Here is a 15295-nt window from a genome sequence, read left to right as displayed (position 1 = left end):
ACATGCAAAAATTTTATCTTATACTAATTACAATTTTTGCCTTTTTATTTTTATTTACCTTTTTTTCATACGAAAAGATTAAAAATGAACTAAATTACTCAAAAAAGCTAAACAAAGCGTACGAAATGTACGTAAATGGTGATTTAAGATTTGAAAAATATATAAACGAAAATAACTTAAACGAATTAAAATATCTATTAGAAAGGAAGTAGTTATGAGGGATGTACAAAGTGAAAAAGATACAAGGGAAATCCCACTAAAACATGTAGGAATCAAAGATTTAAAATATCCAATTCAAGTGCTCGATAGAAAAAATAAAGTACAAAACACAATTGCAAAAATCAACATGTATGTAGATCTTCCAAAAGACTTTCGTGGCACTCATATGAGTAGGTTTTTAGAAGTATTTAACAAATTTCACTTAAAAATTGATCCCAAAAATATTAAGATGATTCTAGATGATTTAAAAAAAACTCTAAAGGCAAAAAGTGCAAAAATTGAAATAATGTTTCCATATTTTATCAAAAAGAAAGCGCCTGTAACAAAAATAGAAAGCTATATGGAATATACTTGTGGTTTTAAAGCATATGATGGACCAGAAAAATGCGAATTTTTCATTGTAGTTGAAGTGCCTGTGCAAACTTTGTGCCCTTGCTCAAAAGAGATCAGCAAATATAACGCACATAATCAAAGGGCACACGTAAGAATTGAAGTAGAAACATCAGACCTCGTATGGTTTGAAGAACTTATAGAAATTGCTGAAAAACACTCAAGCGTACCATTATTTTCTCTCTTAAAAAGACCTGACGAAAAATTTTTAACAGAAAAAGCATACGAAAACCCTAAATTTGTAGAAGACGTTGCAAGAGACATTGCACTTGAATTAAAAAATAACCCCAAGCTCAAATGGTTCAAAGTCGAGGTGGAAAGTTACGAATCTATACATAATCACAATGCATTTGCTTGTGTAGATTCATACAATATGGAGGTGTAAGTGTGAATGAGCAAAAAATTTTAACTCTTCTTGGATTTGCATCAAAAGCAAAAAAATTGGTATATGGAAAAGATAATATACGTGAATACATTAAAAACCCTAAAATAAAAACAAAAGTAATATTAATAGCTAAGGATACAGGACAAAGGGTAAAAAAAGATATAAAAATAAGATGTGATATATCAAATGTTCCCTTCGTTGAAATTGCGGATAAAAAAACTTTATCCAAAGCAACTGGAATGCTAAACATTGCCATATTAGGGATATTAGACGAAAACATGGCGAAAAGTATTTTGAATTTTTCAAAAGAGGGGGGGAAAAATGAATCTAAAAATATTAACTCTGAATGAATATTCTTTAATTGATTTTGTGAACTTTGTAAACAAGGTTTTCCAAGATTACACTGTTCCTGTAAATTGGAATGTAGTAAATTTTGAAATGGATGTCAGAGAAAATTCCATATCTCTTGAAGATAGTTTCATATTTTTGAGAGACACCAAGCCCGTAGGATTCATAGTTAACAGCATAAGACATGAAAGGGCTAGAATCGATGCAATGGGGGTCGTTAAAGAAGAACGAGGAACTGGAACCGCAAGCTTTATCCTCGAACATTCAACAAACTATCTTAAATGGAAAGGCATTCAAACAATATCTTTGGAAGTTATAACAAAAGACTCAAGGGCATATAGATTTTACGAAAAACATGGTTTTAGAGAAAGACGAAAATTACATCTCTTAATTAATAAAAATGTAAAAAGTAAAGATATATATTTTAGATCTATCAAAGTCGAACCAAGGTATATCTACACTCTTTCACTAAACCTTCAATTGTCTGGTAGAAAACCAAATTGGCAACGTGAACCTGTAACCTTACTTCTTGCAAATGGAAGATATAACCATGTAAGATTGATTACCGACAAAACTGAAGGTTATCTTGTGTGGGGGAAAAACGAAGATAACACCACTTATATAGTTGATCTTGGAACAAAAGACAAAGAAAAATGGGATGAAATTGCAAAAGTTGCAATAGCTTTTTTGAGAAATGAAACAAACTGTAAAATTATCTCTGCAACTTCCGTCCCAGAAGATGATCCCATGTATACTGCACTAGTGGAAAACGGATTTGAATCACTTTTAATACAATCTGAAATGCACAAAAAATTGCAGTAAAGGGGGACAAAAATGGAAAAACTAAAAAAACATCTAAAAAGATTATCAAAATTTGAAAACGCCCTTTCTTTATTACACTGGGACATGGAAACGTATATGCCTGAAAAGGCAGCTGAAAAAAGGGCGGAAATTATTGGTGAAATTTCAACGTATGTTTTTAAAGAATTTATCTCAGAGAAAACAAAGGAGTTACTAGAATCTGCTACCCCAGAGGATGATGAAGATAAAGCAATCTTAAAATTAGTAAAAAAAGAATTTGAAAAACATGAAAAAATACCACCTGAACTTTTCAAAGAATTACAATTTGAAACAGCTTTATCCCAACAAGCATGGCAAAAGGCAAAAGAAAAAGATAATTTTGAAATATTTAAACCTCATTTGAAAAAAGTGGTAGATTTAGAGAAAAAAGTAATAGAATGTATAGGTTATGAAAGTAACAAATACGATGTTCTACTCGACGACTATGAACCTGGTCTTAAAACAGATCAACTAAAAAGCATAATAGTAGAGCTTAGAAAATTTTTAGTTGAATTTATCAACGAACTTGATAGTGGCAATAAACCAAACACGGAAATTCTAAAAGGCAAATACAGTATAGAAAAACAAAAGGAATTTTCTATGGAACTTTTAAAGATTTTAAATTATGACCTCGGTGCAGGTAGATTAGATATTTCCGCACATCCATTTACCATATCTATTTCACATAACGATATAAGAATAACCACAAGATTCGACAAATACGATATCAAAAATTCAATATTTAGTACAATTCACGAGTGTGGCCATGCTTTGTATGAACAAGGTATTCCAGAGGAATTCAGAGGTCTTCCCATTGGTGATGGTGCTTCCATGGGCATTCATGAAAGTCAATCGAGATTTTGGGAAAATATTGTGGGAAGAAGCTTGGAGTTTTGGAAATTTATATACCCTAAATTTACAAAATACTTTCCAAATTTCAAAAACGTAAAAGTAGAAGAATTCTGGAGAGCTATCAACACAGTTGAAAGGTCCCTAATAAGAACCGAAGCAGATGAAGTAACATATAATTTACATATAATGTTAAGATTTGAACTCGAAGAAGCATTAATCAACGATAGGATAACCGTTGATGAACTACCCAAGTTGTGGAACGAAAAAATGAAAGAATACCTTGGAATAGTCCCAAAAAGTGATGCACTTGGAGTATTACAAGATGTTCACTGGGCTCACGGCTCTTTTGGTTATTTCCCTTCATATATGCTTGGAAATCTATACGCTGCTCAAATCTACTATGCAATGAAAAAGGATATCCCGAATTTTGGAGAAAAAATAGAAAAAGGCCAATTTATCGAAATACTTTCCTGGCTGCGCAAAAAAGTACATTCCAAAGGAAAAACACTTATGCCAATTGAACTTATAAAGGAAATTTCAAACGAAGAACTTAATCCAGAATACTTTATTGAATACGTAAAGGAAAAATTCACAAAGGTATATAAAAAATAAGTCCAAGCCACAACGGCTTGGACTTACTTTATGGATGAATCCTGTATAGTGTTCTTGGGAATGGTATTGCTTCTCTAATATGTTCTAACCCTGCAATCCAAGCTATTGTTCTTTCTATTCCTAAACCAAACCCACTATGTGGAACAGTCCCAAATCTTCTCAAATCAAGGTACCAATCGTATGCTTCAACGGGCAAGTTAAATTCTTTCAACCTTTCTACAAGCAAATCATAATCGTGGATTCTTTGAGAAGCTCCTATAATTTCTCCATATCCCTCTGGCGCAATTAAATCATCGCACAAAACCACATCTGGATTATCTGGATCAGGTTGCATATAAAATGCTTTGGCTTTTCTTGGATAATGCGTTACAAACACAGGTTTTTCAAACTGTTTTGCAATCTCTGTTTCCTCATCACCTCCAAAATCATCGCCCCATTCTATATTATATCCTTTCTTTTGAAGAAGGCTTACCGCTTCTGTATAAGTAATTCTCGGGAATGGAGCTTCTATCTTTTCTAATTTAGAAATATCTCTATTTAACGCTTCAAGATGCTCTCTTGCATTTTCAAGCACATACTTTACTATGTACGATACTAAGCCCTCTTGCAATTTCAAATTGTCCTCGTGTTCAAAATACGCAACTTCCGCTTCATTCATCCAAAATTCAATAAGATGTCTTCTTGTTTTAGATTTTTCCGCTCTAAAGGTAGGCCCTAAATTAAACACCCTCCCAAGTGCCATACACGCAGCTTCCAAATATAATTGACCAGTTTGAGCAAGGTAAACTTTACCATAATCAAAATAATCTATTTCAAACAAATTACCTGCCGACTCACCAATTGCACCAGTGAATATTGGAGTATCCACTTGTACAAAACCATTTTCCCAATAAAATTTTCTTATAGCCCTTAACACGGCATCTCTTATGTATAAAATATGCATCTGCCTTCTTGAACGTAACCAAAGATGCCTATGATCCATCAAATACTCAATACTATGATCCGGTTTATTTATTGGAAAATCTTCTTTTGGAATTTGGATGGGAATAACTTCTTTTGCATGAAGCTCAACCCCACCTGGTGCTCTTCTTTCTTCTTTGACAATTCCTCTAACTATTAAAGAAGATTCCATTCTAAGTTTTCTGGAATTTTTAAAAGTTTCCTCATCAACAGAAGATGCTTCAACTACCACTTGAGCTATTCCCGTACCATCTCTCATATTAATAAAAGCAATTTTTCCACTACTTCTACTTCTCCATACCCATCCTCTTAACTCCACTTCTTTTCCAATGTAATCTTTCAGATCTTTTATATATACCCACACAATCTACACCTCCCATTTTCTACCATGGCTTTCTTCCAGTAGCAGGTTCATATCCTTCAAGCACATCTTTCGCATAACCTAGGATATCTTTTGAAAATATTATAAGCCCATCATTTCTAAAAATTTGATTTACGTATATCTTTTTTTCTCCGCCAAGCCAAATTATGGAATTCTTTAAAATTTTCATCCTTATAGCTTCTACATCAACTTCCTTTAAATTCCAAAACAACTTTACCCTGTCAATATAACCTTCCAATTCATCTTTTAAAATAATACTTCCTTTGTACTTATCCAATTTTTCTTTTTCAGATTCAGTCTCAACAACAATAGGGTATGTTGCATTCCTCGTATTTAAAGAATAGATTATTTCCTTATCTATAACCCTACCATCAAATATTGGAATTATTCCTGCACTTAACAAACCCTTTGAAAATAAAGAATAGACATGCGCAGTTATAAATGCCGAATTATTAACGCGATGAAAAGGCTCTTTATCATCTAAACTTAAGGTATCCAATACTCCTACAATATACGCATCATACCCTTCTTTTTTTAACAAGTAACCAGCTGCCTTTCCCGCATCATATGCCAAGGTCAAATCCCCTAAACTTCCAAGACAAACCAGCGAAACATCATTTAAAATATCTTCAAGAGGTTGATTTGAAATTTTAGCAGGAAATACAATCTGAAAATAACTCAACAAGAGCACTATAAACACCATCTTCATTATTTGACGGTGCAATATAATCTGCCTCCCTTTTCACATCATTACTTGCATTCCCCATGGCAATTGAAATGTTTGCTACTTTAAAAAGGGGAATATCATTATAATTATCACCAAAGGCCACTATTTCTCCTTTTAGATCCAATTTTTTTATCAAAAACTCCAAAGCTTCACCTTTATTTATGTCTTTTGGGACTATATCCAAAAATATATCCATGCTCTTAAATACATCAATTTCTAAATTTAAACTGTTTAGTTTATCTTTTAACAATTTTATTTTTTCTTTATCTACAATTGAAAGAATTTTTACCGGTAATTTTTTCCTTAGCAATTTTACTAGATCATCTACTATATAATAATCTACACTTGCGTGTTTGGCGTAAAACTTTATTTCGTCATTGTCCTCTTCTCCATATAATTTATCATCCACGTATATTTGTCTATGTACATTTTCGCTTCTTAAAAATTCTATAACTTTTTTTGCACTTGAAAAGTCTAAAGACTTCTCAAACACTATTCCCTCTTCTGGTAAATAAACCATTCCACCGTTATACGCTATTATAGGGTATTCTTTTTCAAAGAATTTTTCAACCACCTTTTTTATTGAAATCAACATTCTACCACTTGCAAAAAACAACTTATGACCACATTTTTCAAGAGACTTTATAAAGTTAATAGTTTTTTCGGAAATTGTATAATTATTATTCAACAAAGTTCCATCTAAATCAAACACAAATACCATATTATCCTCCTTCTAGTTTTCTCTTTATTTCAAGTACTAACCCTTCAGCAGTAGACAAATTAGTAGCAAGTGGTATATTATGTACGTCACATACCCTTAAAAGCGCCGAAACATCTGGTTCGTGAGGCTGTGCAGTCAATGGATCACGTAAGAATACAACAAAATCAATTTCACCATTGACAATTAAAGCTCCTATCTGTAAATCTCCACCATATGGTCCCGATTCTAACTTGTTTACCTTAAGTCCTATTTTTTCCTCTATTATCTTTCCTGTTGTTCTAGTCGCAAACAATTCACACTTTTCAAATACTTCTTTCCATTCCTTTACAAACATTGCCAAATCCAATTTTTTCTTATCATGTGCAATTAAAGCAACTTTCAACATTATCTCACCCCTCACATTTTTATTTATTATATCATAGGTATGTTATAATAAAATTTGAAAAATTCTTTAAGGGGGGATAAAGTGAAAAATCATAAAAAGCTGTTCTTACTTGGATTTGGTTTTTTTGGAATAAGCATTCTCTGGCCATTATATAATGCATACGTGCCAATCTTTCTAAAAGATTTCTCTCTTTCATCCACAAGTATCGGATTTATAATGACTATCGACAATATTTTTGCAATATTTATGTTACCTCTCATTGGAGTATTAAGTGATCAAACAAGAACAAAGCTTGGAAGAAGAATGCCTTACATACTTGTTGGAGCACCTCTTGGAGCCATCTTCTTTTCTTTGATACCTCTATCTAGAAACTTACATATTCTTTGGTTCTTCATGTTAAATATTATCCTCATGAACTTCTTTATGGCACTCTTTAGATCCCCTGTAATTACTTTAATGCCCGACATTACACCACCAAAATTTAGAAGCCAAGCTAACGGAATAATAAACTTCATGGGAGGATTAGGCGCTTTACTTGCATATTTTGCGGGAAAACCTTTATACGACAAAAATTACGCTCTTCCATTTTGGGTTGGAGCTATAATCATGGTAATTGCTTCACTTCTTGTCGTCATATTTATTAAAGAAGACAGCAAATATAAAATTAAAACAGGCGATAATATAAAGCTTTCAAATGTTTTTTCAAAAAGTTTTAATGAATTAAAGATAAATCTAAAAGACGTATTTTTGTCAGAAGAAAAAAGCCTTTTAATGATCTTACTTTCCATATTATTTTGGTTTACAGGATATAACGCTCTTGAAACATTTTTTACAAGTTACGCAAAATTTAGAATTGGGATAAGTGAAAGTACAGGGGCGTTTATATTGGGGTTTTTCTCTCTTACGTTTATGTTATTCTCTATTCCGGCTGGATTCATAGGTTCAAAAATTGGCAGAAAAAAAACAATGACCGTTGGTCTATTAATAGTCACTTTAATTTCAGTACTTACAGTTTTGTCCGTATATTTACTAAACTCTCCCAAGGTTATAACCTATTTGCTATTTATATACTTTTCACTAGGCGGTATGGGATGGGCAATGGTAAATGTTAACTCACTCCCAACAGTAGTCGATATGACAAGTGAAGAAAAACTAGGTGGATACACAGGCTTGTACTATTTCTTTTCAATGAGTGCAAATATAATTGCACCACCTGTTTCAGGATTTTTCATAGATAAACTAGGTTATGATTCTTTGTTGTATTTTTCGATAATATCGTTTATTCTAGCAACATTTACACTTCAATATGTTAGAAAAGGTGATGTAAAATAGGCGCATTTGTGGAAAAAGCAAGAATTACATAATGGCTTTTTTCTACAATACCTTTTTGCATGCTCAACTATTAACCCATGAAACTCTTGGTACAATTGTACGTCTTTTGGATAATACTTATAAAATAGCTCTTGTATTTCATCATAATCTTTTAACTTTAAATTGTATATTCTATTTAATATCCTTTTCGTATATGCATCCACAACAAATACGGGTTTTTCAAAAGCATATAACAAAATGGAATCGGCTGTTTCTTTGCCGATTCCTTTTATTTTCAATAATTTATCCCTTAAATTTTCTTCTCTCGAAATTGTATCTAAATTAAAATTGTATTTCTTGAAAAATTCTAATAAATTTTTTAATCTCTGTGCTTTAATATTAAAAAAACCTGCCGGTTTTATAAGATTTGCTAATTCATCCTTTGTAAGTTTATAAAGAAAATCCAAAAGTCTTTCTTTAGTTGTAAACTTGTAAATATTTTCCATCGCATATTCTACATTTTTCCAATTCGTACTTTGCGTTAAAACTGCAGTTATTAATATTTCTTCTTTATCACCGGGCCACCATTTTCCAAGATTACCATAGGTAGCCTTTAATACATCATATAGCCCTTCAAAATTCATACCTCTGCTATCGCCTCAATTTCAATATCCGAATCTTTTGGAAGATTTGAAACCTCAACCACAGCTCTTGCTGGTTTGTGCCCATTTAACATCTTTTCGTATATCTCATTAAACTCTAAGAACTTTGACATATCCCTGATATAGACATTTACCTTTACAATTTTTCCAAGGGCACTCCCCGCTTCTTTCAATATTATTTCTATATTCTTCATTATTATTTCAGTTTCCCTCTTTATATCTCCTTTTACCAATTCCCCATTTTCCGTTATTGGTAATTGACCAGAAACAAAAACTAAATTTCCCGTCTTTACCGCTATAGAATATGGACCTACTGCTTTTGGAGCATTTTTAGGATTAATTAATTCCACTTTAACCACCCCCACATGTTATGATTTACATCTATTATATCATTTTCCTTGAATTTTTCGAAAAAATAAACTAGTCGCTATAACAACCAACAATCAATAACGTGCTTTGATGCATATATTGAAAAATTCAGAAGAAAGTGTAATAATTAATATATCGTTTATAATATAATAGAATGATAAGTTGTTTATATCTAGATTGGGTGAAAAAATGCTTTTTTGTATTTCAAAGATTAGAACATATCTCTTTTGTCCACGAAAGTTTATCTTGGAATCCAAAGATGAAAAAGTAGAATCAACTATAACACAAAAAATTAACAAAAGCGGATTTTTAAAAAACGTATCAATTTCACTTGAAATTTACGGTCTAACCCTTTATGCTAAAAACATAGATCTAAAAATAGACGATAATAAGATAACAATTATTTCTCATAGAAGAGGGAAAAGGCTTTACCAATATCATTACCTTGAGGCCGCAGGATATGCGTTTGTAGTTTCAAGCTATACCGATAAAAAAATAGATGTCATATTCAAGAGCAAATACTATAGATCACAAATTCCTTGGGAAAAACATGTAAATTCCTTTAAAAATATAATTTACAATTTTTCAAACAAAAAAGTTCCCAAACCAATTCTCAATCCAGAATGTAAATTTTGCAAATACAGTTTAGAATGTACTAATGAACTAATTAGAGCAAAAGATCTTTCATTGATCAGAGGAATTGGAAAGTTTAGACTTAAAAATTTAAAAGAAAAGGGTATTGAAAAACTAGACGATATAATAGAAATGAAAGAGGTTGTAAAAGAAATATTTGGGGAAAAATCGGACAAAATAATTGCACAAGCAAAGGCTTTTATACAAAAAAAAATCATTCTATACAACCCTGTTAAAAAATTAAAACCAGGCATTTTTCTTGACATAGAAAGCTACAAAAACTTTAATTTTCTCTTTGGTGTTTTGTATGAAGATAAATACATTCCATTTTTATCACTTAAAAGAGAAGATGAAAAAACAGAATTCAAAAAACTTATAAGTTTTCTATCAACCAAAAAACTTCCCGTATATCATTACTACAATTATGAACCTATACAAATCAATAAACTATTTAAAAAATACAACTTTAAAAAAACAAATATTGAGTTTGTAGATTTATATAAAATCTACCACAATCATATTGCAATCCCAACAATATCTTACTCTCTTAAATCCATAGCAAAATATTTGGGATTTAATTGGAGGACAAATTTAAACGGAAATATCGTAGTACATAAATTCGAAGACTTCCTAAAAACAAAAGATGACAAAATACTAGATGAAATTTTGAAATACAACGAAGATGATGTAAATGCCACCAAACTATTATTTAACATCGTTAATAAATTGTCAGATTGATTTTTCATTTTTTCTTTAATTGTTAACATCAAAAGAGTGAATTTTCCCACAATTTTGACTGTAAAACACATATAATGCTGTTTATCTTAATATTTCGCAACTCACAGAACTTTAACTTTTTTAACTTAATCTTTTTTTCACATGTCTTGAGATGTAACAAAACATGTGTTATTTTAGTTGTGAGCAGCGACCCCCTATCCCCCCTTGGAACCAGTTTTCCAAGAAATAGACCCCGGATTGTACAATCTGGGGTCTTATTTTATGATATAATCTTTCCTAGGAAAAGGAGGAAAAAGATGAGAAACTCGCCTCACAATCTAGAAGCAGAACAAGCTGTTATTGGTAGTATTCTAATAGATCCTGAAACCATAGAATCTATAATACCAATCGTTAGTTCAAAAGATTTTTATGATCAGAAAAATGCAGAAATCTTTAAAGCAATAGAAGAATTATACGATGAAGGTACTCCAATAGATGTTATATCTATCTGTGAAAGGTTAAAAACTAAGGGAAAACTCGACTTTATTGGTGGTGAACTTTATGTTGCCCAACTTGCAGATATTGTTCCAACTTCTGCACATATTGAAACATATGCTCAAATAGTAAGAGACAAATCTATTTTACGCTCTTTAATCTCAGCGGCATCTAAAGTTGTTGAAGATGCTACCTCAGATAGAGAGGTAGATGATATCCTTGATAATGCAGAAAGATTAATATTTGAAATTGCCGAATCAAAAACCTCTAGAACCTATCTACCTATGAATACAATACTACACCAAGTGTTTGAAAATCTGGAAACATTAAGGGGAAAAAATAAAAGTGGTACTCTAAATGTAGTAACAGGCATCCCCACGGGATATAAATTCTTAGATGAAATGACCTCTGGATTTCATAAATCTGATCTTATCATCTTAGCCGCAAGACCTAGCGTTGGTAAAACTGCTTTTGCACTCAACGTTGCCAAAAATATGGCACTTGATTTTAATATTCCTGTTGGAATATTTAGTCTTGAAATGAGTAAAGAACAACTTGTACAAAGGCTTCTAGGTATGGAAGCGTTTGTTGAACTTCAAAAATTACGCAGAGGAAATATTACAGACGAAGAATGGCAAAGATTACTTACCGCAACGGGAAAACTATACAAAGCCAATATCATAGTTGATGACGAAGCTAATCTTAATCCCAGATCTTTGCGTGCAAAGGCAAGAAGAATGAAAAAAGAATACGGAATAGAAGTAATATTTATAGATTACCTCCAGTTGATGAGCACCAAATCATACAGAGAAAATAGGCAACAAGAAATATCCGAAATCTCACGTTCGCTAAAACTTTTAGCAAGAGAGTTAGATATAGTAATTGTTGCACTCTCTCAATTGTCAAGAGCGGTAGAACAAAGAGAAGATAAAAGACCAAGACTAAGTGATCTAAGAGAATCTGGATCAATTGAACAAGATGCAGACATGGTACTTTTCCTTTACCGTGAGGAATATTACAAAAAGGAAAAAACTACAGAACCTCATATAACAGAACTAATAATCGGGAAACAAAGAAATGGACCAATTGGAACTGTAAAGCTATCCTTTGATCCAAAATATACTGCATTTTACAATATAGACATTTCACATGGAGGTTAAAATATGAAGGCAATCTATCCAGGTTCTTTTGATCCTATAACTTATGGGCATTTAGACATAATTAAAAGGGCAACAAAGATATTTTCAGAAGTATTTGTGGTAGTAATGGAAAATAAAAGAAAAAAATATACTTTTTCACTAGATGAAAGAATAGAAATGATTAAAGACTGTACAAAAGACATAAAAAATGTCAAAGTAGATTATTATAAAGGATTATTAATAGATTATTTAAAAAACCACAAAATTGATGTAATTATCAGAGGGTTAAGAGCCGTTACAGATTTTGAATATGAGCTTCAAATGGCCATGGCAAATAAAGAAATGTGCCCGACTGTAGATACGGTTTTTTTGATGACAGACAAAAAATATTCTTTCATATCTTCAAGTTTAGTGAAAGAAGTGGCATTTTTTGGAGGAAATATATCAACGTGGGTACCCCATAACGTTGAAAGAAAATTATTAAGAAAAATAAAAGAGGTGTAAAAAATGAAAAAATGTCTTCTATCTGTTGCCATGATAGTCAAAGACGAAGAGCACAATATTAGAAGAGCACTTGAAAGCATAAAAGATATTGCTGACGAAATTATAGTGGTAGATACAGGATCAACGGACAGAACACCAGATATTGTAAAAGAATATACCGATAAATTATATTTTCATCCATGGAAAGGGGATTTTTCAGAAGCGAGAAATAATTCTTTAAAATATCCAACATGTGAATGGGTAATGGTCTTTGACGCAGATGAAGAAGTAAAAGAAGATTTCAAACAAATAAGAGAATTTTTGAAAACACTCCCAAAAGATATCAATACCGTATATCTTCCCACATTAAGTTACCTGGATTGGGACCTAAAAAAAACGGAAACAGCTTCTACCCCTAGAATTTTCAGAAATGGAACAGTAAAATACCAAAATATTGTGCACAATCAACCTATCCACAAGGGAAAAGTTATTGATGCACCTTTTATTATATACCATTACGGTTATATTTGGACAAGAGAACTTCGAGAGAAAAAATACAATAGAACAAGAAATTTAATTTTAAAACACCTTGAAAATAAGAGTATTAGCCCACTTGAAAAAATTTATTATCTTGTACAGCTTTACAAAACAGAAGCAATATCAAAATATAAATATAGAAAATACGAAGTGGGTTTAAAAACACTAAATGAAATAAACAAACTAAAAAAAGTCCCTGGAATTGGTGTAGAATTTCTATTTTTATTTGGCATCGACGCTTTAAATAAAGGACTATACAATCTATCAAAAGAGTTATTTGAAAAAGCTTTAGTTTCACCTGAATATCCCGATCCATATTTCGGACTAATGGCTTTATATGAAAAAATGGATGATTTGGAAAATCAATTTAAATATGCAAAACTCTTTTTAGAAAAAATAAAATACGCCGAAAAAAACCCAGAAAAATTCAAATGGACAATCGTGGGATTCAAATATAAAGCTACTGCACATACAATACTTGCAAAATATTACTTGATAAAACAGGATAAAGAAAAATTTGAATATCATATAAAAAAATCTTGTGAAATTGCCCCCAAAACCGGAGAAAACATTAAAAGATTTCTTTCAAATATATTTGAAGAAATATCAAAAATACACAACATAAAATTTCTGAAAGATATACACTGCATTGTAGATGATCTTTTAAAATACATATTGAGAAATAACTTAAAAATTAATGTGTGGAACACCATTTACAAATATTTAGACAATGGTATACATTTATCGGAAATAGAACATTTCGCAGAAACGCGATTCCAAAAATTTGTAGTAAAAAAACTTCTTGACAAAAAAGATTACCTAGTTAACTTTATCTTTGAAAATCCAGAAGAAGATATCCATTCAATTAAAGAAATTTTGTTTTTCTTTAAGTATTACTCTGAAAATAAAGAAAAACTACTTAAGATACTTGCAAACATAAGAAAAAAATTCGACGAAGAAAACCAGGGAATTATACTTTCTTTAATCGGTGACATTTATTTAAAACTTGGAAACTTTAACGCAGCAATATCATATTACAAAAAGGCAATTGAATTAAATAAAACTGTCTCAAAGTTTATCAAACCCGTCATCGATGATTTAAAAACCAAACTCGATAAAAACATAGATGGAACATTTGAAGAAATAATGGACTATTTTGGTTCATTAAAGGAATTAATTTTTGAAATAAATGCTCAAAATGAAGAACTAGAATACTTAAACTTAATATCGGATTCAGATTATGCAAAATACGTTGCAGCACTTAACACAAAAGACCTTGAAAGAAAGAAAAGATTACTATCAAATATAAAAAATATTGATGATTTTCCATTTTATTACTACAGGCTTGCAAAAATCTTTGAAGAAAAGAAAGATTATAAAAAGGCATTTGAATATCACATAAAATCCTGTGAAAAAAATCCAAAAATTGGAGATCTGTCACTTGGAAAATACGAATACGATGGATTTTATTTACATACAACACCAAAATTTTCAAAAAGTAGCGATGAAATAGTATGGTGTGGAAATATCTCTGAAAAATTCTCTGGTTTTGGAATAATTAATCCCATACGTGTATGGAAAAGATCTTCAAATTTCTTGTATACTTATCCATATCCCACAAATGATTCAATTAAACTCGTAAAAGAAAGAAGAAAAAAAACTATAGATAAATGGCCATTCGATATTGACAATGATCTACTATTTAAAATTCTACAAAAGTTAAAAAGTAACAAAATAAACTTCATTGATGAAAAAGTAACAAAAAGCATATTAGAAGAACTTTCAATAACGAACGAAGAAAGCGAAACGGTGTTTGGGATGAATATAATAAATACAAATCCGAAAATTATCTTACCAAAAAATACAAAAAAAGGTGCATTGATTTATTTGATGCCAGATTTTAATGATAAAAATAACCCCATATGGTATAACCCTGAAATAAGGATCTTAAAATCTACAAAACAAATAGCTTTAGAACTTGAGAAAATGGGTTTTACGATATCTGAAATAATTCCAAAAAAATATTTTAGAGTGATACTATTTAAAAAAAATTAAAGTTTCTTTTTGTACTTCCGATAATATTCTTGCAGAGTGCCTTGGACTAAAAAATAACACACACGGAGGTGGG

Annotated in this window: 16 protein-coding genes; 10 read left to right on the top strand and 6 right to left on the bottom strand. The window is 31.1% G+C overall.

The features are described from left to right. Positions 1-2: 2 nt before the first annotated feature. From AS157_RS05985 to AS157_RS05965, 5 genes are read left to right on the top strand one after another with little or no spacing between them, the layout of a single operon-like run. Positions 3-212, top strand: a complete 210-nt coding sequence (locus AS157_RS05985) for a hypothetical protein (RefSeq protein ID WP_075666108.1) — start codon at positions 3-5, stop codon at positions 210-212. Positions 213-214: 2 nt separating this feature from the next. Continuing rightward, positions 215-994: a GTP cyclohydrolase FolE2 gene (folE2, locus tag AS157_RS05980; RefSeq protein ID WP_075666107.1), complete on the top strand. Its 780-nt coding sequence runs from the start codon at positions 215-217 to the stop codon at positions 992-994. 2 nt (positions 995-996) lie between these two features. Then, complete coding sequence (locus tag AS157_RS05975) at positions 997-1344, top strand: L7Ae/L30e/S12e/Gadd45 family ribosomal protein (protein ID WP_077289524.1); 348 nt, start codon at positions 997-999, stop codon at positions 1342-1344. Continuing rightward, complete coding sequence (locus AS157_RS05970; protein ID WP_077287633.1) at positions 1316-2164, top strand: GNAT family N-acetyltransferase; 849 nt, start codon at positions 1316-1318, stop codon at positions 2162-2164. The genes AS157_RS05975 and AS157_RS05970 overlap by 29 nt, the downstream gene beginning before the upstream one ends. Before the next feature lie 12 nt (positions 2165-2176). Then, positions 2177-3646, top strand: a complete 1470-nt coding sequence (locus AS157_RS05965; protein WP_077289523.1) for a carboxypeptidase M32 — start codon at positions 2177-2179, stop codon at positions 3644-3646. Positions 3647-3674: 28 nt separating this feature from the next. Here the strand turns inward: AS157_RS05965 and asnS are convergent, their stop codons facing one another. Genes asnS through AS157_RS05945 form a run of 4 tightly spaced genes read right to left on the bottom strand, consistent with a single transcriptional unit; the run spans position 3675 to position 6821 of the window. Then, the gene (gene asnS, locus AS157_RS05960) at positions 3675-4970 is read right to left on the bottom strand and encodes an asparagine--tRNA ligase (protein WP_077289522.1); all 1296 of its coding nucleotides are present in this window, start codon (positions 4968-4970) and stop codon (positions 3675-3677) included. A 19-nt stretch (positions 4971-4989) separates the two neighbouring features. Next, a complete protein-coding gene (locus AS157_RS05955) occupies positions 4990-5679 on the bottom strand; it encodes a hypothetical protein (protein WP_352039427.1) in 690 nt (229 codons plus the stop codon). After that, on the bottom strand, positions 5639-6436 hold the full coding sequence (locus tag AS157_RS05950) for a Cof-type HAD-IIB family hydrolase (RefSeq protein ID WP_077289520.1): 798 nt from the start codon (positions 6434-6436) through the stop codon (positions 5639-5641). Before AS157_RS05950 ends, AS157_RS05955 begins: the two co-directional genes overlap by 41 nt. Before the next feature lies 1 nt (position 6437). After that, complete coding sequence (locus AS157_RS05945; RefSeq protein WP_075666101.1) at positions 6438-6821, bottom strand: methylglyoxal synthase; 384 nt, start codon at positions 6819-6821, stop codon at positions 6438-6440. 81 nt (positions 6822-6902) lie between these two features. Between AS157_RS05945 and AS157_RS05940 the strand changes: the two genes are divergently transcribed. Further along, complete coding sequence (locus tag AS157_RS05940) at positions 6903-8153, top strand: SLC45 family MFS transporter (protein WP_077289519.1); 1251 nt, start codon at positions 6903-6905, stop codon at positions 8151-8153. Here AS157_RS05940 and AS157_RS05935 read toward each other — a convergent pair. Continuing rightward, entirely contained in the window at positions 8123-8776 is a 654-nt protein-coding gene (locus AS157_RS05935; RefSeq protein ID WP_077289518.1) for an endonuclease III domain-containing protein, read from the bottom strand. The genes AS157_RS05940 and AS157_RS05935 overlap by 31 nt on opposite strands. Continuing rightward, the gene (locus AS157_RS05930; RefSeq protein ID WP_077289517.1) at positions 8773-9144 is read right to left on the bottom strand and encodes a Rid family detoxifying hydrolase; all 372 of its coding nucleotides are present in this window, start codon (positions 9142-9144) and stop codon (positions 8773-8775) included. Before AS157_RS05930 ends, AS157_RS05935 begins: the two co-directional genes overlap by 4 nt. A 208-nt stretch (positions 9145-9352) precedes the next feature. Here AS157_RS05930 and AS157_RS05925 point away from each other — a divergent pair, with 208 nt between their 5' ends. From AS157_RS05925 to AS157_RS05910, 4 genes are all read left to right on the top strand, one after another. Continuing rightward, the gene (locus AS157_RS05925) at positions 9353-10534 is read left to right on the top strand and encodes a TM0106 family RecB-like putative nuclease (protein WP_077289516.1); all 1182 of its coding nucleotides are present in this window, start codon (positions 9353-9355) and stop codon (positions 10532-10534) included. 296 nt (positions 10535-10830) lie between these two features. Further along, on the top strand, positions 10831-12168 hold the full coding sequence (dnaB, locus tag AS157_RS05920) for a replicative DNA helicase (RefSeq protein ID WP_077287619.1): 1338 nt from the start codon (positions 10831-10833) through the stop codon (positions 12166-12168). A gap of 3 nt (positions 12169-12171) precedes the next feature. Then, complete coding sequence (gene coaD / locus AS157_RS05915; protein WP_077289515.1) at positions 12172-12651, top strand: pantetheine-phosphate adenylyltransferase; 480 nt, start codon at positions 12172-12174, stop codon at positions 12649-12651. Positions 12652-12654: 3 nt separating this feature from the next. Continuing rightward, entirely contained in the window at positions 12655-15222 is a 2568-nt protein-coding gene (locus AS157_RS05910) for a tetratricopeptide repeat-containing glycosyltransferase family 2 protein (protein ID WP_077289514.1), read from the top strand. The last annotated feature ends 73 nt before the right edge of the window (positions 15223-15295 follow it).

Origin of the sequence: Thermosipho sp. 1244, assembly GCF_018588215.1 — a bacterium.
In the GTDB taxonomy this organism is placed as follows: Bacteria; Thermotogota; Thermotogae; order Thermotogales; family Fervidobacteriaceae; genus Thermosipho; species Thermosipho affectus.
This window is presented reverse-complemented; position numbering and strand designations above follow the sequence as displayed.